At 51.6% G+C, this 19152-nt stretch carries 15 protein-coding genes; 7 read left to right on the top strand and 8 right to left on the bottom strand.

What is annotated here, in order from left to right:
* Positions 1-35 precede the first annotated feature (35 nt).
* Both IQ268_RS10995 and IQ268_RS10990 read right to left on the bottom strand, forming a co-directional pair.
* Complete coding sequence (locus tag IQ268_RS10995) at positions 36-956, bottom strand: DUF1822 family protein (RefSeq protein ID WP_193878434.1); 921 nt, start codon at positions 954-956, stop codon at positions 36-38.
* 22 nt (positions 957-978) lie between these two features.
* On the bottom strand, positions 979-1752 hold the full coding sequence (locus tag IQ268_RS10990; RefSeq protein WP_193878432.1) for a hypothetical protein: 774 nt from the start codon (positions 1750-1752) through the stop codon (positions 979-981).
* Between the two features lie 238 nt (positions 1753-1990).
* Here IQ268_RS10990 and IQ268_RS10985 point away from each other — a divergent pair, with 238 nt between their 5' ends.
* The 3 genes from IQ268_RS10985 to IQ268_RS10975 all read left to right on the top strand — a co-directional run bounded on the left by IQ268_RS10985 (position 1991) and on the right by IQ268_RS10975 (position 6405).
* Positions 1991-2668 carry an actin-binding WH2 domain-containing protein gene (locus IQ268_RS10985; protein ID WP_193878430.1) on the top strand — a complete coding sequence of 226 codons (678 nt, stop codon included), beginning with the start codon at positions 1991-1993 and terminating at the stop codon, positions 2666-2668.
* A gap of 60 nt (positions 2669-2728) precedes the next feature.
* Positions 2729-3451 (top strand): hypothetical protein, encoded by a 723-nt coding sequence (locus IQ268_RS10980; protein WP_193878428.1) that lies wholly within the window; start codon positions 2729-2731, stop codon positions 3449-3451.
* Positions 3452-3576: 125 nt separating this feature from the next.
* Positions 3577-6405: a TIGR02921 family PEP-CTERM protein gene (locus IQ268_RS10975; protein WP_193878426.1), complete on the top strand. Its 2829-nt coding sequence runs from the start codon at positions 3577-3579 to the stop codon at positions 6403-6405.
* Between the two features lie 741 nt (positions 6406-7146).
* Here IQ268_RS10975 and IQ268_RS10970 read toward each other — a convergent pair.
* Both IQ268_RS10970 and IQ268_RS10965 read right to left on the bottom strand, forming a co-directional pair.
* Entirely contained in the window at positions 7147-7470 is a 324-nt protein-coding gene (locus IQ268_RS10970; protein WP_193878424.1) for a hypothetical protein, read from the bottom strand.
* A 237-nt stretch (positions 7471-7707) separates the two neighbouring features.
* Positions 7708-9099 carry an MFS transporter gene (locus IQ268_RS10965; RefSeq protein ID WP_193878422.1) on the bottom strand — a complete coding sequence of 464 codons (1392 nt, stop codon included), beginning with the start codon at positions 9097-9099 and terminating at the stop codon, positions 7708-7710.
* A 319-nt stretch (positions 9100-9418) separates the two neighbouring features.
* Here IQ268_RS10965 and IQ268_RS10960 point away from each other — a divergent pair, with 319 nt between their 5' ends.
* Positions 9419-10528, top strand: a complete 1110-nt coding sequence (locus IQ268_RS10960; RefSeq protein ID WP_193878420.1) for an S-(hydroxymethyl)glutathione dehydrogenase/class III alcohol dehydrogenase — start codon at positions 9419-9421, stop codon at positions 10526-10528.
* A gap of 76 nt (positions 10529-10604) precedes the next feature.
* On the top strand, positions 10605-11450 hold the full coding sequence (gene fghA, locus IQ268_RS10955) for an S-formylglutathione hydrolase (RefSeq protein WP_193878418.1): 846 nt from the start codon (positions 10605-10607) through the stop codon (positions 11448-11450).
* A 5-nt stretch (positions 11451-11455) separates the two neighbouring features.
* On the opposite strand, the gene IQ268_RS10950 is transcribed toward fghA, so the two are convergent.
* Together IQ268_RS10950 and IQ268_RS10945 are read right to left on the bottom strand one after the other, a co-directional pair.
* The gene (locus IQ268_RS10950) at positions 11456-11902 is read right to left on the bottom strand and encodes a DUF4278 domain-containing protein (RefSeq protein WP_193878416.1); all 447 of its coding nucleotides are present in this window, start codon (positions 11900-11902) and stop codon (positions 11456-11458) included.
* 326 nt (positions 11903-12228) lie between these two features.
* A complete protein-coding gene (locus IQ268_RS10945; protein WP_193878414.1) occupies positions 12229-14463 on the bottom strand; it encodes a transglycosylase SLT domain-containing protein in 2235 nt (744 codons plus the stop codon).
* Positions 14464-14887: 424 nt separating this feature from the next.
* On the opposite strand from IQ268_RS10945, the gene IQ268_RS10940 reads away from it, so the two are divergent.
* Both IQ268_RS10940 and IQ268_RS10935 read left to right on the top strand, forming a co-directional pair.
* A complete protein-coding gene (locus IQ268_RS10940) occupies positions 14888-16366 on the top strand; it encodes a leucyl aminopeptidase (protein ID WP_193878412.1) in 1479 nt (492 codons plus the stop codon).
* Between the two features lie 203 nt (positions 16367-16569).
* Complete coding sequence (locus IQ268_RS10935) at positions 16570-17229, top strand: dienelactone hydrolase family protein (RefSeq protein ID WP_193878410.1); 660 nt, start codon at positions 16570-16572, stop codon at positions 17227-17229.
* 160 nt (positions 17230-17389) lie between these two features.
* Here the strand turns inward: IQ268_RS10935 and IQ268_RS10930 are convergent, their stop codons facing one another.
* Positions 17390-18058: a Fe2+-dependent dioxygenase gene (locus IQ268_RS10930; RefSeq protein WP_193878408.1), complete on the bottom strand. Its 669-nt coding sequence runs from the start codon at positions 18056-18058 to the stop codon at positions 17390-17392.
* A gap of 210 nt (positions 18059-18268) precedes the next feature.
* Positions 18269-19111: a hypothetical protein gene (locus tag IQ268_RS10925; RefSeq protein WP_193878406.1), complete on the bottom strand. Its 843-nt coding sequence runs from the start codon at positions 19109-19111 to the stop codon at positions 18269-18271.
* Positions 19112-19152 lie beyond the last annotated feature (41 nt).

The raw sequence follows: 19152 nt of genomic DNA, 5'->3' as shown, positions 1-19152 counted from the left end.
ATTTTGGATTTTAGAGTTGATTTTTTTGGATGAGATTACACCATAAACCGCTCGCAAAACTGGGTTTCGCCTAGCGTGATATGGATGCCAAAGTGTTCGTCAGGCTGACCTGTCAATTCGTACTGAATGAACGTGTCGGCATCCCTGGCTATTACTTCACCAAAAACATCTCCAGTTTCGGTCAACACTTGTAATTTAAGTTGAGCCGGTAGGCCAGTTTTTTCTGCAAGGGGGCAAAGCTGTAAATGGATAACCAATGCATCCGATTCGTCGGGAACTAACGTTACGACCAACGCAAGGGCATAGAGGCGATCGCCCTCTTGTAGCGAGATCGATCTGGCGCGACGCACCGCAGTGCGACGAAAAGCAAGGCGTGGCGTGGGTGAGACAATCAACTCCTCTACCGCCTGCCAACCGCAGCCAAACTGATGCTGCAACCATTGCCCCAGGCGAATGAGCGGGGATGGCTGAGCGGCGGCAAGCGTATCCAGGCGATCGAACAAGGCATCTAATGGTTGAAACCGTTCTAAGGGCAATTGTTCTGTAGCGTCATCCACGGTTGCCGAGACAAAACCCAGTAGCTGCACCTGATCAAGGCGATCGTTCAACTGCACAGCCATATAGCCAATTACGTCTGGCAATGGAGTTGGGGCGATCGCCACGGCCACATCACCCGGTAAAACCGGGCAACACTCCAATCTACCGAGTTGCGGCAACACCAGATCCGTGGCCTGAAACAGGGCATTCAACCCCACATTCCAGCTATGGCTCTGCGCCAGATCCGTATCAATTTGCATCCAGGTGAGATAGCGATGCACCGCCCACACCGCCAATGTGTTGAGATAAACCCGCTTGCCTGTGGTGGAGTCGGCTTGTTCTGCCGCAAACTGGCGCGCCTGCTGGTGGGCATCGGCGTTGAGCGGTACGGTGAGGGTCGGAGCGATCGATGAGTACATAGATAATAGATATCGGCTAACGCTATGAGTTCATTGTTCTATCGGACAAATAGCCCATTTTTTTGGCAATGGTTTGCAGCAGCGGTAATCCTCGATTTTTCCAGTGCCAGTTCAGCGTGTGGTAATTAATGTTGAATTCGCGGGCGATCGCCGCAAGGCGATCGGGCGGTTGCTGCAACAGCATCCGTTGGCTCAACATCTGGCAATGGCAATCTGGATGGGCTTGAGGATGGCACGATCGCAAACGTCCCTCTGGGTCGTCATTGATATAGTGCTGTAGCTGCATCCCAATTCGGGTACGCTGCTGTTGCGCCTGAGCTTGCTGAATCGCCTCATCCAATTCCCATAGGGTGCAGGGGCTGGTAGATGGCAGTTGAGCCGCAAAGCTGCCGCCGTCTGCACTCATGGGTGCATCCAGGGATAAGGGAGCCTTCTGGCTCTGGTGGCGAAATTCGGCTTTGGCGGTGGGGCGATCGGAGGCAGGTTCAGCTCGACTCGATGCGGTGTAAAGATCGCGCACTTCATACTTAAGCCGCAGCTTCAGGTTGATCCAGGCCGTGAGACTTTTTTCTAAAGAAGGCTGTCGGGGTTCAAAATCACGAATTTCATCACCCAGCCGCATCAGCACATCATTGAGCGCTTCACCATAATCGGGATGAGCCGATCGCGCCAATCCTGGCAACTGCTGAATGTCGAGCAGCAGCCGATTCATTGCCTTGCGCCACAACAGGCTACCAGGGGAATGCTGCTGGACGGTTTCAATCAGATGGCGGAGCTGTTCATCCCGGTCGTTCATACCGATGGGTTAAAAACAAGGGCGATCGCATCACACCAATCCTAATACCGATTAGAAAATAATGACGTGATTAACCCCATCTTGCACACGGCATTGATAGTCGTGATGATTCTGGAAACGATAACCTGCGCCTATCTATGAAGTTTTCGTGAAGTTGAATCAGCCTGCCCCAAAATTCAATAGCTCTGAGCCGAAAGAAACGTGAACCCACAGTCGCTACATCACGAGGATCGTCTCCATGAATCACTTTGTTATCATGATGAGCTTTTTGCGCGATCGCCAACGGTTTCTAGATGAGGTATACAAAGGTATTCACATTGAAACCAAAGTTATTTCACTCTTAATCTGTAGTTCCTCATTTTTGGCGTTGTATGGTGGCATCATTGGCGCATCCAGCAGTTGGCCGCAAATTTTGGCCTCTGCTATTAAACTTCCGGCTCTCTATTTAATTACACTGCTAATTTGTCTGCCGACCCTCTACTTCTTTGATGTGGTAGCAGGCTCCAACCGCACGTTTGGTCAATACTTGGCGCTGTTGCTGGCGTCTACCTCGGTCATTAGCATTATGCTATTTGCCTTTGCGCCAGTGACGCTATTCTTCCATCTATCCGTCAATGATTATCTGTTTTTCAAACTGGTCAATGTCCTGATCTTCACCCTCACCGGTATGATTGGGATCAATTTCTTCTACCGGGGCATCATGTATGTTGCCAGCCAGGATGTAGGAAACCCGAATCGTTCCAAAATCGTCAAAGCCTGGTTAGTTTTGTATGGCCTGGTTGGAAGCCAGCTTGGCTGGACACTTCGCCCCTTTTTTGGCGCGCCAGGAGAACCCTTTGCCCTCTTTCGCAACCTGGAAAGCAATTTCTACCTCAACGTCCTGAAGTCCATTGGTGAAGCGCTGGGACTATCTTGATCGTGTGTTTCACTATCCTGTCAGCCGCGATCGCATCCATCAGAATCACATTTCCATTCCATGCCAATGCAACCTGATTTAGCCAAGTTACACATTGATCCAGCCAAGCTGGAAGCCGTCATTGCCTTAGATTTCAAGGACAGTCTGGCGATCGCAATGTATCAGGCGATCGGGCTAAGACAAATCAAACCGCTCCTTTCATTGGTGTTGACCCAGTTCTTTCTGTTAGGGCTCATCTTAATTTTTGTCTTACCCATTAGTCTGGTACTCATTGGCAATGCAGGACGGCTGCCAGAAGAACCAGTGGCGATCGCACATCTCGTGTTAACACTCGTTGGTCTTTCATGGCTGTTACTGTTGGCGTGGACGGGCTATCTTTGGAGTCGGGCGCGTCAGATGAAAGCATTGGCACGACTGATGATTGAGATCGATAAGTTCAATGATGTCATTCGAGCCATTGATTTACTCGATCAGCTCAAGCTGGCTGATTCAGGGTCGGGTGGAGATCATTCATTACCGAATCGGCAAGAGGCGATCGAGGCATTGCAACTCACCCAGACCAGCTTAATGAATGCGCTACAGGTCGAAAAACTGCTGCGATTACACCAGGAAATGAACAACCATCGCCATGAAATCGTCGTAAAGCTTGAGCAAAACTTGACGGCTTTGATGGCATTTGAGGTGAACAATAATGCAGATGACTACAGCCGTCTGCTGAATGATGCCGTTCAAATCAGCCTCAGTGTCCACCGAGAAATGCGGAATATGAAAGGCATATTTTAACAGTGCGGTAACGCTACTCGAACTGCCGAATCAATCTCCTCCTTGGGCGGCAACGGAGCGCTCAGACCGAATTCCCCGCTCTATGACGTTGCGATGTCTACAACGTACTCTCACCTTCAATCGTCATGAAAAAACTTTTCTCGTTTCTCTATGGCAGCATTTTCTGGCTGTGGAACCTAATATTTTTGATCACCGTGTATGTAGGCTTTTTACCAGGTCTAGGTTCCATGCTGTTTGCAGCAATTGTAGCGGGTGAGATTCCGGTTACATTTGTCGTGAGTTTGGCGGGATTGATCGGTGTACCGACCCTCTCTACTATCGTTGGCGGGCTAAAACTCAGACGACACCCTGTATTGTTGATGCGCTTATTCTATGGCGTTGAAGCACCATTGTTCGTGCTCTGCTTGCTGCGGCTGTTCCTGATTCGAGAAATGACGCCAGCCAGTATTCAAATTTTAGGAACCTTCGTTTTCTGTATCTTTATCTTTGGCGTTGAGCTGTTGTGGGGCGATGCATCTCGTCGTCCAGTGCTGGCATGGCTCCAACTCATCAGCCATAGCCTGATGCTAATCATGGGGGTGTATGTCAGCGTATTGCTCACGTTTTATGTTGTGCCTGCTCTCTGGACGTTTGTCTATCACTTCTTTCAATTTCGTTGGGCAATCGAATTGGGGTATCTATTCACGACTCAACCGTTTACCACCATGTGGTGGAGTGGCGTTTCATTTTTGCTGGCTAGCTTTAGCTGCACGCTGTTTTTTGCTATGCCGCTAGTCATGGTGACGTTGTATACCCGCTCCTGGTGGCGAGTTGCTTCTGCGTTTGGCACACGGCGGGGGCATATGAGAGCAGGAGCCGCCACTGGTGGAGTGGCGATCGCCTGGTTTCTCATTTTTGTTGCGCTACAGCAGCAGCCCCAAATCAAAGCGTTTGCCTTACTCGAACCGCCCGCCCAAACCGATGCCAGCCGACAAGCATTGCTGGCTAACACCCATACTATTCGTGAGGGTCTACTCAATGCCTACCTCTCGTCCTACCGTTATATCGGTTCCTGGGAAGAGAGCAACCAGCTCAGGGAAATGTACCGTAGCGTATTTTCAATGGCTGAGCCACAGGCTCAGTTCTGGCAAGACTTTCACAATCATTGGATCTCGCCCTTTCTTTACAACGGTTCCCGGAGTGATAGCGAGAAAGCGGCATCCCTCTATGCTGAATTTTTTGATGCGCCGATTCAACGGGCAGAGCGATCGGCGATTCAGCACGCCCTGCAATCCACCGTGGAACGCGATGCCGTTCAAGCCGGATTGCTCAACATCAACCAGGAGGTTGTGTGGTTAGCCCAACAGAAAGTCACTGTGCAAGAGCATGGCGATTGGGCAGAAATTGAACTGTATGAACACTACCAAAATCCAACCAATCAAGATCAAGAAATCTTCTATTACTTCTCCTTACCAGAGAGTGCCGTTATCACTGGATTGTGGTTAGGAGATAGCCCCGATCGCAGCAATCGCTTTCCCTTTGTCGTGTCTCCCAGGGGAGCAGCCCAGCAGGTTTACAACGACGAGGTAGAACGCAGCAATACCTTTATGGCAGAAGATCCGGCACTGCTAGAGCAGGTTGGGCCGCGCCAATATCGACTGCGAGTCTTTCCCATCCCGGCACGAGAATCGACTGAAAAACCAGGAAATTTGCATCTGTGGATGACCTATAACGTTATGGCTCAAGCCAACGGATGGACGCTGCCCAACCTAAGCGAAAAGCGCAACATCTTTTGGACAAAGGATACGCTTCACCAGCGCAATGGTCGTACTGTTCAATTAGCCAAAACGGAGTGGTTGGAGCCAACTTTGCCAGTTCAGCACCACACTGCCGCTCAAACCCACACGGTGCTACTGCCTGAGGGCTACCAGGTCGTTGCCAAACCGCTGCGATCGCAAGATTACATGATGCCCAAGGCTAAACGACTGGCGTTAATTGTAGACGGTTCGCGCAGCATGGCTAGTCATCGGCGCGAGCTAGTTAAAACGGTTCAATGGCTCAAGCAGCACGCCTCCAATAACGATGTGGACTTCTATCTCACCGCATCGGCTGGCGCTCAACCCAAACGGATTGATGAATGGCACCAATTTAATCCAACCCAAACGGTGTTTTACGGTACGCTGCAACTTCCAGACCTGCTGCATCAGTTTGCCCGCCTGCAAGGCAACACGTCCTACGATGCCGTTTTACTGGTGACCGACCAGGGCAGCTACGAGTTATCCAAACCCAACGAGGCCGAAAAGCTACCCGCTCTCACGGCACCCCTATGGACAGTTCATCTCGGTGGCACCTTCCCTGCCGCTTATGATGATGCCACCCTGGAACTGATTCATCAGACGCAAGGAGGCGTGGCAACAGACGTAGCAACAGTGCTGCAACAATTAGCAACTCAAGCGAGCCTGGGTGAGTCGATCGCCAGCATCACGGATGGTTATGCCTGGATGGTGTCCACTCCTCCTGAACTCACGTCTTCTCTGCCAGTCGCCTTAGAAGTGGTGCAGACGTCTCCGCAGCCAGTGAATGCCTCAGAGGGCGACTTCACACCACTAGCCGCGCGGCAACTCATTCTCAAATGGAGCCGTGAACAGGACATGACGCAACTCGAAACGTTGGATCAAGTCCACGCGATCGCCAAATCCACCGAAATCGTCACCCCCTATTCATCCATGCTGGTGCTGGTTAACGATCGCCAGCGCGAGTTACTCAAACAAGCAGAAGCCAGTAGCGATCGCTTCAACCGTGAAATTGAAAGTGGAAACGATGAATTAACTCAACCCAACAACCCACTCAATGCGGTCGCCGTGCCCGAACCGGGTAATGTCGTCGGTATGGGAGCGCTGGCCATTGGGTTTCTGGTCTTCGCAAAACGGCGATCGCGGTCTACCACGGCTCGGTCGCCTCTCACCAGAATGTAATGGCCAGAATGTAATGGCCAGAATGTAATGGCACGCTCTGGCGACAAAAAGCCCCCCGTCGATGACGTGGGGGCAAACGCTTCGCGGTGGCACACAGATACAGGTGTGATTACTTCTCAGCATAACTACGGTTTATGGAGAAAATGTGGAGGACGTTAGAGCGTAAGCGCCCAATTTTGATGGCAACAAAAGGAGCGATCGCGTTCAGGGCAAGGGGTTGGAACAACTGAGCAAACTTTACAGTCATCTCATGGTTGCTTTACTGCTGCTTAGCCTAATCTCAAATGGGTCGGGTTATATTTAAATCGTGGACAGCAACCCCTATCCCACTTCTATACCGAACCCCTTATACAGAACCAAGAAAGCCTGACAGGTAACTGTCGGGCTTTCCTATTTTCACGGCATTTTGCGTTTGCCCACCCAGAAGCGACATCCAAGCTAAAATCGTTCGTCACATCTGCGTCACATCACCTCTTTACTGTGAGAGATATATACTCCTCACTTCAAGAAATCCCGGTACCTGTACCGGGTTTTATTCTTTGCTTACCCCAACATCCGCTTCAGTGAGTGCAATCTCTTCAACGTTGACAGAGACAATGTAGCCGCTGCTCGACCAAGGCTTCCCGTTGCAAGGGGGAGGCATTCAAGTCTGGGTTAGCCTAACTAAAATGAGCCACAAAAAAAGGGCGTTTGCAACACCCAGAATGGCTCAAGATTAGTTCAAGACGCAAGCGAAGGGTTTTAGTCGTTGCCAGTGATGCGTTCAACCGCTTGCTTTGCTTCTTCAATCACTCCGCCCTCTTCCGGATGCTCTTTCAAGTACGCATCCTTGTTTTTCTCGTATTCCCGCTCAATTCCTTTTGGATCGTTGACGATCGATTTTGCTTCTTCGTACGCCTGTTCACGGCTCTCAACAGATTCCTGATCTTGAACGGTGGTTGATGCCGCATAGCTAGCAGGAGTTGCGATCGCTAACCAACCGCCAATATTGAGTAACGCGACTAGCGCCCCTACATAGATTCCTTTATACAGAGCCTTTTTTAGAGCAGACAGAACCAATTTCATAAAAATTTCTCCCACGAACTTAGTGTGAGGTTGTATGGATTTTGACAAAAGCGCAATGAAGACAGATTCTCCCCAAAGCTGAATCGAATCTTACGGGCTGGCGAAGCATTAAACCGTCTACCCAGAGATAGATTCGCTAGAAAATAGATCCTGTTGGGCGATCGTGCAGAATAAAGATTCAAGTGGCATCAACACCGTTTAAAGCATCCTCTTTAAGGCAATCGGTAGGGCTTACATCTACTCAAACCCAGCGTTGTAAGCGGCCACTCGACGCTGCTGAAGCTGAACCGCTGTGTCTTGATAAATTTCCTGCGTAATTGGATAGAAATAGGTCAACACCAAACTGCCAAGCAACGCAAAAACGGGCAACGCAACCGTCATCAGGCGAATCGCCAGCAGAGCAGAATCCGCCTGCACCAGTTGGATGGGGCCGGGAACCGCTTCTTGAAATCCTGACCAGCTAAGGAACTGCCCAACACCAAACAGCCCCAGTGCCAGGGTCACCTTTTGCAAAAATACCAGAATGCTATAGACCAAACCTTCCCGCCGATGCCCGGTTTCCAGCTCATCTAAATCCACCACTTCAGGCAGCATCGAGATGGGCACCAGGTAAGCAGTTGCCATACCAAAACCAATAACGATCGCCAGCCCGTAAACCAAAGCAATGCTGTTTGAATTGACCTGAAACAAGGCCAACTGTGCCAGTACCCAAAACGTAACCCCGGCCCAATACACCAGCTTTTTGCCTACCTGCCGACTGACCTGTTCCCAAAGAAATAATGAGGCCAGGGCAGTACCTTGGATCACCAGCATCAATTTGGAAATGTGGGACGAATCCAGTTCTAAGCAATTCACAATGAAGTAAGGCAAGATGGCAGGGGTAATTTGTACCGCTAACCAGGCCAGGGCATAAATTCCCACCAGGAACCGCAGGGGTTGATTTCGCAGCAGATCCAGAAAATCGCGCAGGTTGATGTTAATGGGGGGAGTGGCCTGGTTGGCTCTCTCTTCTGTTCCCCAGCAGCACCAGATGATTGAAGCGATCGTAACCAGAGAACAAAACAGTCCCAGATCCAGCAGTTGTTGCTGCGGTTGCGGTACCCAATAGGTCAGTCCTTGGGCTAATAGCAGCGACGCAATACAGCCACCCAACGAAAAGCTAAATCGAGCGCTATTTAAACGAATATGGTCGTCATGGTTGTCGGTCAGTTCAGTGACTAAGGCTCCATAGGGAATGGTGAATGCGTTTCCAGCCGTTTGAAACAGCAACGCCACAATTAGATAATACGTAAACCGAATCCATTGCTCGGATGGGGGTACCCACCAGAGCAACAAAAAAGTAATGGCTAAAACGGGCGCACTCCAGAACATCCAAACCCGTCGCCGTCCCCAGCGGCTCTGGGTGCGATCGCTCAAAACACCAATAAACAGAGTGCTAATGGCGCTCCAACCATTGCTCAAGAGCAGAATCAACCCTGCCAGACTGGGCGGCAAGCCTGCAACAGTGGTTAGAAAAAAGAAGAAGAAGATCATTAAAATGTTGCCAGCCATCGATGGGCCAAGATCCCCAACCCCATACGCTAGCTGAGTTGGAAGACAGAGGGTGTTCTGCTTCAAGCGGTTTTCCATACTGGTCTGATAGAAGGTTTAAATAGCATTTCAAAATGTCAATCTTTATTACTAAAACCACATTTTTACAGTGGAGAAAACCACCTTTTTGCAGAGGACAGTTCCAACTGCTGCAAATGGTCATAAAGCGCTACTCCTCCTCGGCTTTCCTGCTCAGCTCATAAATAGCCGCATCGCTGCACGGTTCAGGCACACAGCCCAACCATAATGAGGCGATTCTCGCCTAAAGCCAACGTTAAAACTAAGCGAGATCCCTTAAAAATATGGGATAGTCAGTGTCTTGGCCGATTGCTGAACGACTGATCATAGGAGACAGGTTATGGATGTCAAAGCCGCAGTTGCCTTTGAAGCGGGCAAACCGTTGAGTATCGAAACGGTGCAGCTTGAAGGGCCTAAAGAGGGTGAGGTCTTAGTTGAAATCAAAGCAACGGGCGTTTGTCATACCGATGCGTTTACGCTGTCGGGTTCCGACCCAGAAGGGCTGTTTCCCACCATTTTGGGACATGAGGGGGCAGGTGTTGTTGTCGAAGTTGGAGCTAACGTTAACTCGTTGAAACCGGGCGATCATGTTATCCCGCTCTACACGCCAGAATGCCGCAACTGCGACTATTGCCTCAGCCGTAAAACCAATTTGTGTCAGGCGATTCGCTCCACTCAGGGACGAGGACTCATGCCCGATGGCACCAGTCGGTTCTCGGTCAATGGCAGAATGGTTCATCATTACATGGGCACCTCAACCTTTGCTAACTACACGGTGTTGCCTGAAATTGCCCTGGCCAAAATTCGTGAAGATGCGCCCTTTGATAAGGTCTGCTATATCGGCTGCGGTGTGACTACAGGCGTGGGTGCGGTGGTAAACACCGCCAAAGTAGAGCCAGGAGCCAATGTGGTGGTGTTTGGGTTGGGCGGCATTGGCTTGAATGTGATTCAAGGGGCGCGGATGGTGGGAGCCAATATGATTGTGGGCGTAGATTTGAACCCGGCGAAGCGATCGCTGGCGGAAAAGCTCGGTATGACCCATTTCGTCAACCCAAAGGAAGTCGAGGGCGACCTGGTGGCTCACCTGGTGGAACTCACCAATGGGGGTGCAGACTATAGCTTTGAATGCATTGGTAATGTCAATGTAATGCGGCAAGCCCTGGAGTGCTGCCATAAGGGTTGGGGTGAAAGCATCATCATTGGCGTGGCAGGGGCGGGTCAGGAAATTAGCACCCGTCCCTTTCAGCTTGTGACCGGACGGGTCTGGAAAGGCACAGCCTTTGGTGGAGCCAGGGGGCGCACCGATGTTCCTCAAATTGTGGACTGGTATATGGACGGCAAAATTAACATTGACGATCTTATTACCAATGTCATGCCCATTGAGCAGATCAATGAAGCGTTTGATTTGATGCACAACGGTGAAGCAATTCGTACTGTCCTTACCTTCTAACTATGTTGTAGTAAATGTGCCATGACTGTGGCTCGGCAACAGGGTAGAATGCCAATGCTGTGTGCCAATTCACCTTATGACTGAATCTCCAACGCTTGTTAGTCGTTACATGTGCTTTGGTGGCATGGTTGGTTTCTATCGTCATCCATCTGTGGTCTGCAACAGCGAGATGAAGTTTGCGGTGTATCAACCGCCGCAAGCGAAGTTTGAACCAGTCCCCGTACTGTATTTTCTCTCCGGCTTAACCTGTTCGGAAGAAAATTTTATGGTCAAGGCTGGAGCGCAACAGTTTGCGGCTAAATACGGGCTAATGCTCGTTGTGCCAGATACCAGCCCGCGCAATATCGGGATTCCGGGTGAAGATGACGATTGGGATTTTGGTACCGGAGCCGGATTTTATGTAGATGCCACCACCGAACCGTGGCGATCGCACTACCGCATGTATAGCTATGTCGTTGAGGAACTGCCTGCACTCATTGCCGGAAATTTTCGCATCAGGGGCGATCGCCAGGGCATTTTTGGGCATTCCATGGGAGGGCACGGTGCGTTGGTGTGTGCGTTGCGAAATCCCGATCGCTACCGCAGTGTATCTGCTTTTTCGCCAATCGCGGCACCAATGCAATGTCCGTGGGGACAGAAAGCATTTACCAACTATTTAGGCAACGATATCCAGCAGTGGCGCAATTATGATGCCAGTGAACTGGTTAAGCTGCGAAAGCTTCCCCATCCCATCTTGATTGATCAGGGAACAGCCGATTCGTTTTTGGAAAAGCAACTGTTACCGGGGGTGTTTAAGCAAGCCTGTGAACAAACAGGTCAATTGCTCACGTTGCGAATGCAGCAAGGGTACGACCATAGCTACTACTTCATCTCAACGTTTGTGGAAGACCACATTCGCCATCATGCCAGTCTGCTTGTGTAAGGGGGCTAGTTTAGCTCATGCGGTTCAGCCGAAGGGTGCGGTTGACGGCTGGCAATCTTACAAACGCTACCCCGGTATTTTCCGGTTCTTTCTACTGTAGGTGCCTCAACGATCGCCTCGGATTTTTGGGGCAACCGATAGCGAGCGCCCCGATACACCATCATGCTCACCGATGAGGTGGGTTGTGATGGTGCTGGCGGTCGCTCGACCGATACCTGCGGGGAAGCAGACGGCTGGGGCGATTGGGCGATCGGTTCGCTGCGGCTTGAGCCGTCTGGGGCGGCGTTTTCAACCAGCGCAGAACTTGACGGCATGAGCCGCCTGGCTAGCAATAGCCCCAACAGCAGCAGTAGCAGCAAGATTTGCCAGGGAGCCAGAAAAAGCCCAACAATCACGCCAAGCAGGAGGATGGCCAATGCCAACGAGTTGACCAGGGGAACTAAAGTATCCATCTGGTTACAAGCTTATTTAGGGTGAGATGCAGATGATCCTAACAGCATATCCGGTTTAGATGCATCGTTAGGATGGGATACAAATTGTTGTATTTGGCGCGGCTGAGGGTTGAATGGAATGGAGTGGTGGTTTCAACGTACTGGCTAACCCGGGAAAGATCTGGGGGCTAGCCCCCAGCCCCCCACTGAGGCACGAAGCGCGTCCCCCAACCCCCTCCGCAAGGCGTTGCTGGTGAAGACGGAGCGATCGCTTCGCATTGCAGAGGCGTTAGGTGTTTATAGAGAGGACATTCTCTCTATTTCCATAGGCTCCCTGTTCGTAAGCTCTATGGCAGTGAGGCGCGTACAACGGCGGAATGGGCATCTGAGTAGTCTGCTAGCTTCTGCGAAACGTCTGGGTTGTAGAGCCGCAGGTAGTTCCAGTAGTTCTCAAACACTAACTCTACGTATCCTTTGGTTTCGGGGAAAGGAATTTGTTCCACAAATAGATCGGGATCGGTGAAGCCAAAGCGGGTAATCCAATCGGCCACGTTACCGGGACCAGCGTTGTAGCTGGCAACCGCAAATAAGGAATTGTCAGAATACTCCTGGTGGGTGTATTTGAGGTACCACGTTCCCAGGGCGATGTTGTCGTTGGGGTCGGTCACGCTATAGCTTGGCATCCCAATTTGCTGGGCGACCCATTCGGCGGTTCCCGGCATAACCTGCATTAGCCCGGTTGCCCCCGCTACCGATTCGATCGCAGGTTCAAATCGCGATTCTTGCCGAATCAGAGCCGTCACCAACATAGGATTAAGCTGCCGTTGCTGCGACCAGGTTTCGATCGTATCCATAAACGGGAACGGATACAGCGCCTGCCAATAGGATGGTTTCTGCTTCAGCGATCGATACTCGGTTTTGTCGTCTGGTTTTTCACGATTGGTGAGGCTGGACACCATAAAAATGCCGTCCAAATGGTTGCCAACCCCAAGCCGCATCAAGCCATCGGTAAACTGCTCAGCAACGGTGGGCTGCATCACATTCGTAAATTCAACCTGCCACAGCGACCAGGCATCCCGATCTTGCCCCAGTTGATAGAGTTCCTGTAGTAGAGCTGAACCCGCTGGCGGTATGGGTCTAAGGGTCGGTTTGACCACATCGGGAAGTTGCTGCCGAACGGTGGTAAAGTCGCCCACGTCCCATCCCAGCAGTGTGGCCGATCGCCATGCATAGTAGGACTCGGGATAGTGGGTCAGTACGTATTCATAAGCCTTTCGAGCCTCTTGCTCACGACCCAGTTGAGTTGCCCATTTGCCAACCCAAAAGCCTGCCTCCGGCGCATATTCACTTTCTGGATTTTCGTTGACCACTTGCTGTGCCCACTGCCACGCCGTTTCTAAATTTCCCGCCTGGAAATGCCGTTCGGCCTGTCTCCAGCGATATTGGGCAGTGGCTTCGGCAGAGCTGTATTCGTTTAGTACCGACTGCCGCACCACTGTTGCCGACTGGGGGCTGGATAGCTGCTCCATGGCATTAGCCTTCGCTAGCAACGCTTCGGCTACTTTTTCAGGAAATTGGTCAGGAACGCGATCGAGATAGGCAATCGCCGTTTGCGACCCGCTCATCTCGGCCAGCTTGATCAGAGCCATCGCCGCTTCCTCGCTGTCTGGAAAGGCTTGCGCCACCTGCTGATAAGCGGCGATCGCATCCTGGCGACGCTCGCCCAATTGCGCTCCGCGTCCAGCACGATACATGTTCAACGGCGTGTTAGATGCCTTTTCGTAAGCGGCTCCAGCACTGCCGTAATATTGGTTTTCCCAGTAGGCAAAGGCGATCGCTTCCCAGTCATCGGGCTGAAGTTGACTGGCATACTGAGTGGTAAGGCGATTGAGTACAGCAGGAATATCTTTCAGGTAATGCCCATGCCGCGCCAACACCAGCAATAGCGGTAGCTGATTGGGATTCTGGCTTAATTGCTTTTGGACAATGTCGATCGTGCGAGGATGGGCCGGAAATTGCCGAATTGCCTGTGCCAAATACTGCGGATCGGCTTGTCCTAGGGCATACAGTGCCTCTGCCGCAACGGGATCATCCGGAAAATTTGCCAGCAACTCGTTCCAGGTGGCGGTGGCTTCAGTCGATTGACCACTGGCGGTATAAGCCTGCGCTCGCTTCACCAAAATCATGGGAGTTAACAGCGGATAGTCTTGCTCCAAGCCATCGAGTAAGGGGAGAGCCGTTCCTCCTCGCCCTTGCTGAATCAGATCAGCCGCTAGCAGGTAGCGGGCGCGGATCTGGTCGCGCGAGGTTGAGCCAGCAGCTAGTTCCGCAAGGCGCGAGGCGCGATCGCCCGGCGACAGCGTCACCAATGGCAACACGGCAGAGGTTTGCTGGTCGTCGCTTTCGGAAACATCAGAGGACGGATCAGATGCCATCCACTGCCCAATCCACGGCAGGCGGGCGATCGGGTCTAATAGTCCCAGGGTGGATACGGTGGCACCCAACGCAAGGGCAGCGATCCCAGCACCTGCCGCTAGCATGATTTGATTTCTGCGTTGCTTCTTTTTACGTTGCTTCAGCATCGAGCGTTTATGACGTATTTAGCAGTAACGAAACGAGAACAAAAGCGTAACGAATGGAGAGAAGATGGGGCAGCAGCATTCACTTCTGACCAGTGTAATAGGTGTCTCACGCAATGGCGCTAAAAGGTTGCCTAAACCGTACCAAACGGTCTGCATTTACCCCAAACTCTCACCCGTGAAAGTCTGTTGACCGCTACAACTTTAAACCCCTGCAACTTTAACATCTCTCCATCTTGTGCATGAATGCTGTCTTATGCATGAATCCTGTCTTGTGCAATGTTGCAAATCATTATTCTGTACCCCTCACTCTGCACCATATTTTTTAATAACTTCGATTGAAACAATTGCTGCGATCGAAACAAGGTCAGAATGATTTGAGCAATACTGGGGACAGTAGTAAACATATGTTCAGGTAGCGTCAGCAATGGATCTTCAAGGGATAGATACGCCACGTCTAGAATGGTCGGGCGATTGCTTAGTCATCGGTTTATTTGAAGATGGCGTAACATTAACAGGCGATCTGGCCGACTTAGATCAGCAGCTATCAGGCACATTGTCTGAACTGATTGCTGAAACAGAGTTTAAAGGAAAAGAAGGCAGCAGTGCCGTGACGCGGGTAGGGGCAAATAGTCCCATTCGCAAGGTAGCGGTTGTGGGGTTAGGCAAAGAACAGACGCTGAAGCTAGATAGCCTCCGTCGAGCCGCCGCAACAGCCGCCCGTTTGGGAAAAAAAGAGAAGATTAAAACGTTGGGAATTAGCCTACCCACCTGGAACAGCGAACCAGCCCGGAGTGTCCAGGCGATCGTTGAAGGCATTGAGCTAGCCCTGTATCAGGATAACCGCTTCAAGTCTGAGCCAGATGACAAAGGTGCCAAACCAGAACAGGTTGATTTGCTTGGGTTTAGTGGTCAGGACGATGCGGTTACTCGCGCCCGCCAGGTATTTTCAGGCATTGCCCTGGCCAGGGAATTAGTAGCCGCACCCGCCAATGTTGTTACGCCCCAGGTGCTGGCAGACACCGCTGAAGCGATCGCCAACGAGTATGGCTTAGACATCAAAATCCTGGAGAAAGAGGATTGCGAAAAGTTAGGCATGGGTGCATTCCTTGGCGTAGCGCAAGCCTCTGACCTGCCGCCCAAGTTCATCCACCTCACCTACCGACCGCAGGGCACCCCCCGACGCAAAGTGGCGATCGTGGGTAAAGGACTCACCTTTGATAGTGGCGGCCTCAATATTAAACCGGCAGGAAGCGGTGTTGAAATGATGAAGACCGACATGGGTGGAGCCGCTGCTACCCTGGGTGCGGCAAAAGTGATTGGTCAACTGAAGCCAGATGTGGAAGTTCACTTCATCAGTGCTGTCACCGAAAACATGATTAGTGGCCGAGCCATGCATCCTGGCGACATTCTCACGGCCTCTAACGGTAAAACCATTGAGGTCAACAATACCGATGCCGAAGGTCGCCTCACCCTGGCGGATGCGCTCGTGTTCACCGAAAAACTGGGTGTAGACGCGATCGTCGATCTGGCAACGCTAACGGGTGCCTGCATCGTTGCCCTGGGGGACGATGTGGCTGGCTTGTTTACGCCAGATGACACCATAGCCGCCCAGCTCCAGCAAGCCGCAGAAGCGGCTGGTGAAAAGTTTTGGCAGTTGCCCATGGAAGAAAAATACTTCGACGGTCTCAAGTCCGTTGTAGCTGATATGAAAAACACTGGCCCCCGTGCGGGTGGTTCCATTACAGCCGCTCTTTTCCTAAAGCAGTTTGTTAAAGAAACACCGTGGGCACACCTCGACATCGCTGGCCCCGTTTGGACAGACAAAGAAAGCGGCTACAACAACCCCGGCGCTACTGGCTTCCCAGTTCGTACATTGGTGAACTGGGTATTAGGCGACGCTTAAAGCTAAACAAGAGCCGTTCTGTTACAAAGTCCCCCAGTTTTGGGGGACTTTGGCGGCGAATGTCCCCCCATTTGCTACGGTTCAAACCCCTGGGTCAGGAAGCTGCGATCGCCCGCATATCGATTCCTGTTATCTTCCTAACTTGTGCCCGGTCAATGAAAGCGACACAATAAACGGGTTAGACCTTAGCAGCGACAAGAACTATGGGCACACATGTTGAAAACATTGGTTATCTAGCCATTCCATCCAGCGGCTCTGGCCCCGGCGTAGTCGTTTTGCAAGAGTGGTGGGGCTTGGTGCCCCATATCGAATCATTAGCCGATCGCTTTGCAGAAGCAGGGTATGTTGCCCTCGCTCCCGATCTGTATAACGGAACGACAACAACCGCACCAGATGAGGCGCAACGGTTGTTGATGACGCTCAACATTGAGCAAACGGCGCGCGACCTGCAAGCGGCCGCTGATTTCTTACTCAACCATGAAGCGGTCAACGGCGGTCGCATTGGCATTGTGGGTTTCTGTATGGGTGGGCAGTTGGCGTTATTAGCAGCCACCGTTAGCCAAAGCTACGGAGCTGTCGTCGATTTTTATGGCATTCATCCCAACGTCACGCTCGACTTTGACAAGCTCAAGGTTCCTGTACTCGGTATCTTTGGCGAAAAAGACAGTTCTGTACCGCCCGATGTCGTTCAAGCGCTAGAAACCAACATTCGGAATGCCGGAGGGGCGATCGAAACCCACACCTATCCGAATGCCAATCACGCTTTCTTCAACGACTCCCGCCCTGAGGTCTACAACCCCACAGCCGCCAAAGATGCCTGGGAGCGGACACTCACCTTCCTCAACGATCGAATCAGCGCTTAGTCTCGTTTTCCACCGTCTTTACACCCCACCCCGACTCTGGAGAGACGCGATTGCTCGCGTCTCTCCCTTTCCCAACCGCAAACCGCACCAGTTTACTTTAGTGTCTCCCACTGAACGCTAGCCCTACGACATCGTCAGACCAACGTAAGCTGGATGAGCGTCAATCCACCCACCTCCGCAGCAGATTAGCCACACTTTTAGAGATCAAATCAAACTCAGGGGTTTTCCCCTCCTTGGCAAAAATGGCGCGGCGAACCACATCCAGATCAAATAAAATTTCTCGCTCGCCTACATCCCGCACCAAACTCTGCACCCAGCCCACCACCACCAGGCGGGTTCCCTTTGTTACCGGATCAACTCGATGAAGAGTGGTTGAAGGATACACAATCATGGCACCCGTCTCTAACTTGTAGGCTCTCTCATCATCTGCTCCTTCAAGCACCAGTTCCCCTCCGTCATAGGCGGAAGGCGCAGTTAAAAATAAGGTAAACGACACGTCCGATCGCAGAAATGCCGCATCACCCATCAACGCATTATCGGTGTGGCTACCGTAGGACATACCCACGTCGTAGCGGCTGAACAACAGCGAGTGCAGCACCTTAGGCCGAACAGCCGCTTGAAACAGCGGATTCCGGCGAATTGCTTTTTCAACAAACTCCCTCAGGGTTTGAACCTCAGGCGTTCCATGTTTTAGCTGCTGGTTGTTTTTCACCAGCTTGGCGTGCCAGCCTGCGGTCAACTTACCGTCCACAAATTCCGCCTGAGCCAACCTGGAAGTCACATACTCCAGTTCGTCTGACGTGAGAACGTTAGGAATTTTAAGGATCATTACCGACATTCAATAAAACACTTGATCCCTCGCCATCAATCAAAATCGCGAGGGATTACTGATAGTCTGCCATCCCAACCCAGAACAGAAAACCCTGGCAGGCTCCGGCAAACAATCCAGATACCATTGGTCAATCTAATCCAAGAACGAGTGACCAATGGCACATAACCAGTGACACAGGAATAGTATGCTCACTCCTGCCTCAGCGTACTAGCTGCTTAATTCTATTTGTGACACCAGGCTAGACACTTCCGACGGCGACTTAACAGGAGCAGCAGGCGGTTCCACAGCCGGCCATGCCGCTTTCAGTTCGTCTAAACTGGTGACGATCGCCTGATGGTCGTCGGGGCGCTCCTGGCTCATCTGGTCGGCAATGGTTTGGTAGAGTTCTTCACTGTAGAGGACAAACCCTCTTGAATCCTGATACTCTACAAGCTCTACAAATTTATTATCTGCGATCGCGGCTTCATACTCCTCAGCCGCCGTTCTCAGCATTCCATTGATCACATCCAGCACAAAGTCGGGGGATTGCCGTTCAGCGTCGGGGATAGCGGCGATCGCCTCATCAATCGACTGCATAGATGCATCAAATGCGGTTGTCGTCTCTGGCTTATCGGGAGCAGACTTTGACAAATCGTGCAGTTCATTCAGGGTCGATTTAAACTCCGGCACATTTCGAGCCGAGAGTTCACCTTCAATACCACCATACAGCTCTTCCACGGGATGCCCAATATGGGGTTCGGCTTCAGCATAGTTGCCCTGATCAATCAGTTCCTTGGCAACCATCAAATGCCCTTTCATCAACCCCAGAGTAGTCATATAGTCCACATCAGCATTCCCCGTGGAAGCCGACTCTCCGCCTTCTCCACCTTCTCCGCCTTCTCCGCCTTCTCCGCCTTCTCCACCCTGTGCAGTGGCTTCCACAGACGCATGTCCCCCGTCGTGTGTCGCCTCACCTCCACTTGTATCAGCAGATGGACTACCACAGGCACCCACCGTTGCGGCTAGTCCAAGGGTTAAAAACAGTTCAACAGGCTTTAATCGCTTCACCATTGCAGTCGAGACCCACCATGAAAGGCAAACGGTACAGCCAT

Source organism: Oculatella sp. LEGE 06141 (assembly GCF_015207605.1).
Classification (GTDB): domain Bacteria; phylum Cyanobacteriota; class Cyanobacteriia; order Elainellales; family Elainellaceae; genus Oculatella.
This window is presented reverse-complemented; position numbering and strand designations above follow the sequence as displayed.

What these genes read in the sequence shown, in the direction of transcription:
- IQ268_RS10945 (WP_193878414.1), bottom strand. Translation starts at nt 14,463, where the DNA reads ATGCTGAAGCAACGTAAAAAGAAGCAACGCAGAAATCAAATCATGCTA.
- IQ268_RS10975 (WP_193878426.1), top strand. Translation starts at nt 3,577, where the DNA reads ATGAAAAAACTTTTCTCGTTTCTCTATGGCAGCATTTTCTGGCTGTGG.
- IQ268_RS10960 (WP_193878420.1), top strand. Translation starts at nt 9,419, where the DNA reads ATGGATGTCAAAGCCGCAGTTGCCTTTGAAGCGGGCAAACCGTTGAGT.
- IQ268_RS10930 (WP_193878408.1), bottom strand. Translation starts at nt 18,058, where the DNA reads ATGATCCTTAAAATTCCTAACGTTCTCACGTCAGACGAACTGGAGTAT.
- IQ268_RS10940 (WP_193878412.1), top strand. Translation starts at nt 14,888, where the DNA reads ATGGATCTTCAAGGGATAGATACGCCACGTCTAGAATGGTCGGGCGAT.
- IQ268_RS10925 (WP_193878406.1), bottom strand. Translation starts at nt 19,111, where the DNA reads ATGGTGAAGCGATTAAAGCCTGTTGAACTGTTTTTAACCCTTGGACTA.
- fghA (WP_193878418.1), top strand. Translation starts at nt 10,605, where the DNA reads ATGACTGAATCTCCAACGCTTGTTAGTCGTTACATGTGCTTTGGTGGC.
- IQ268_RS10970 (WP_193878424.1), bottom strand. Translation starts at nt 7,470, where the DNA reads ATGAAATTGGTTCTGTCTGCTCTAAAAAAGGCTCTGTATAAAGGAATC.
- IQ268_RS10935 (WP_193878410.1), top strand. Translation starts at nt 16,570, where the DNA reads ATGGGCACACATGTTGAAAACATTGGTTATCTAGCCATTCCATCCAGC.
- IQ268_RS10950 (WP_193878416.1), bottom strand. Translation starts at nt 11,902, where the DNA reads ATGGATACTTTAGTTCCCCTGGTCAACTCGTTGGCATTGGCCATCCTC.
- IQ268_RS10990 (WP_193878432.1), bottom strand. Translation starts at nt 1,752, where the DNA reads ATGAACGACCGGGATGAACAGCTCCGCCATCTGATTGAAACCGTCCAG.
- IQ268_RS10980 (WP_193878428.1), top strand. Translation starts at nt 2,729, where the DNA reads ATGCCAATGCAACCTGATTTAGCCAAGTTACACATTGATCCAGCCAAG.
- IQ268_RS10965 (WP_193878422.1), bottom strand. Translation starts at nt 9,099, where the DNA reads ATGGAAAACCGCTTGAAGCAGAACACCCTCTGTCTTCCAACTCAGCTA.
- IQ268_RS10995 (WP_193878434.1), bottom strand. Translation starts at nt 956, where the DNA reads ATGTACTCATCGATCGCTCCGACCCTCACCGTACCGCTCAACGCCGAT.
- IQ268_RS10985 (WP_193878430.1), top strand. Translation starts at nt 1,991, where the DNA reads ATGAATCACTTTGTTATCATGATGAGCTTTTTGCGCGATCGCCAACGG.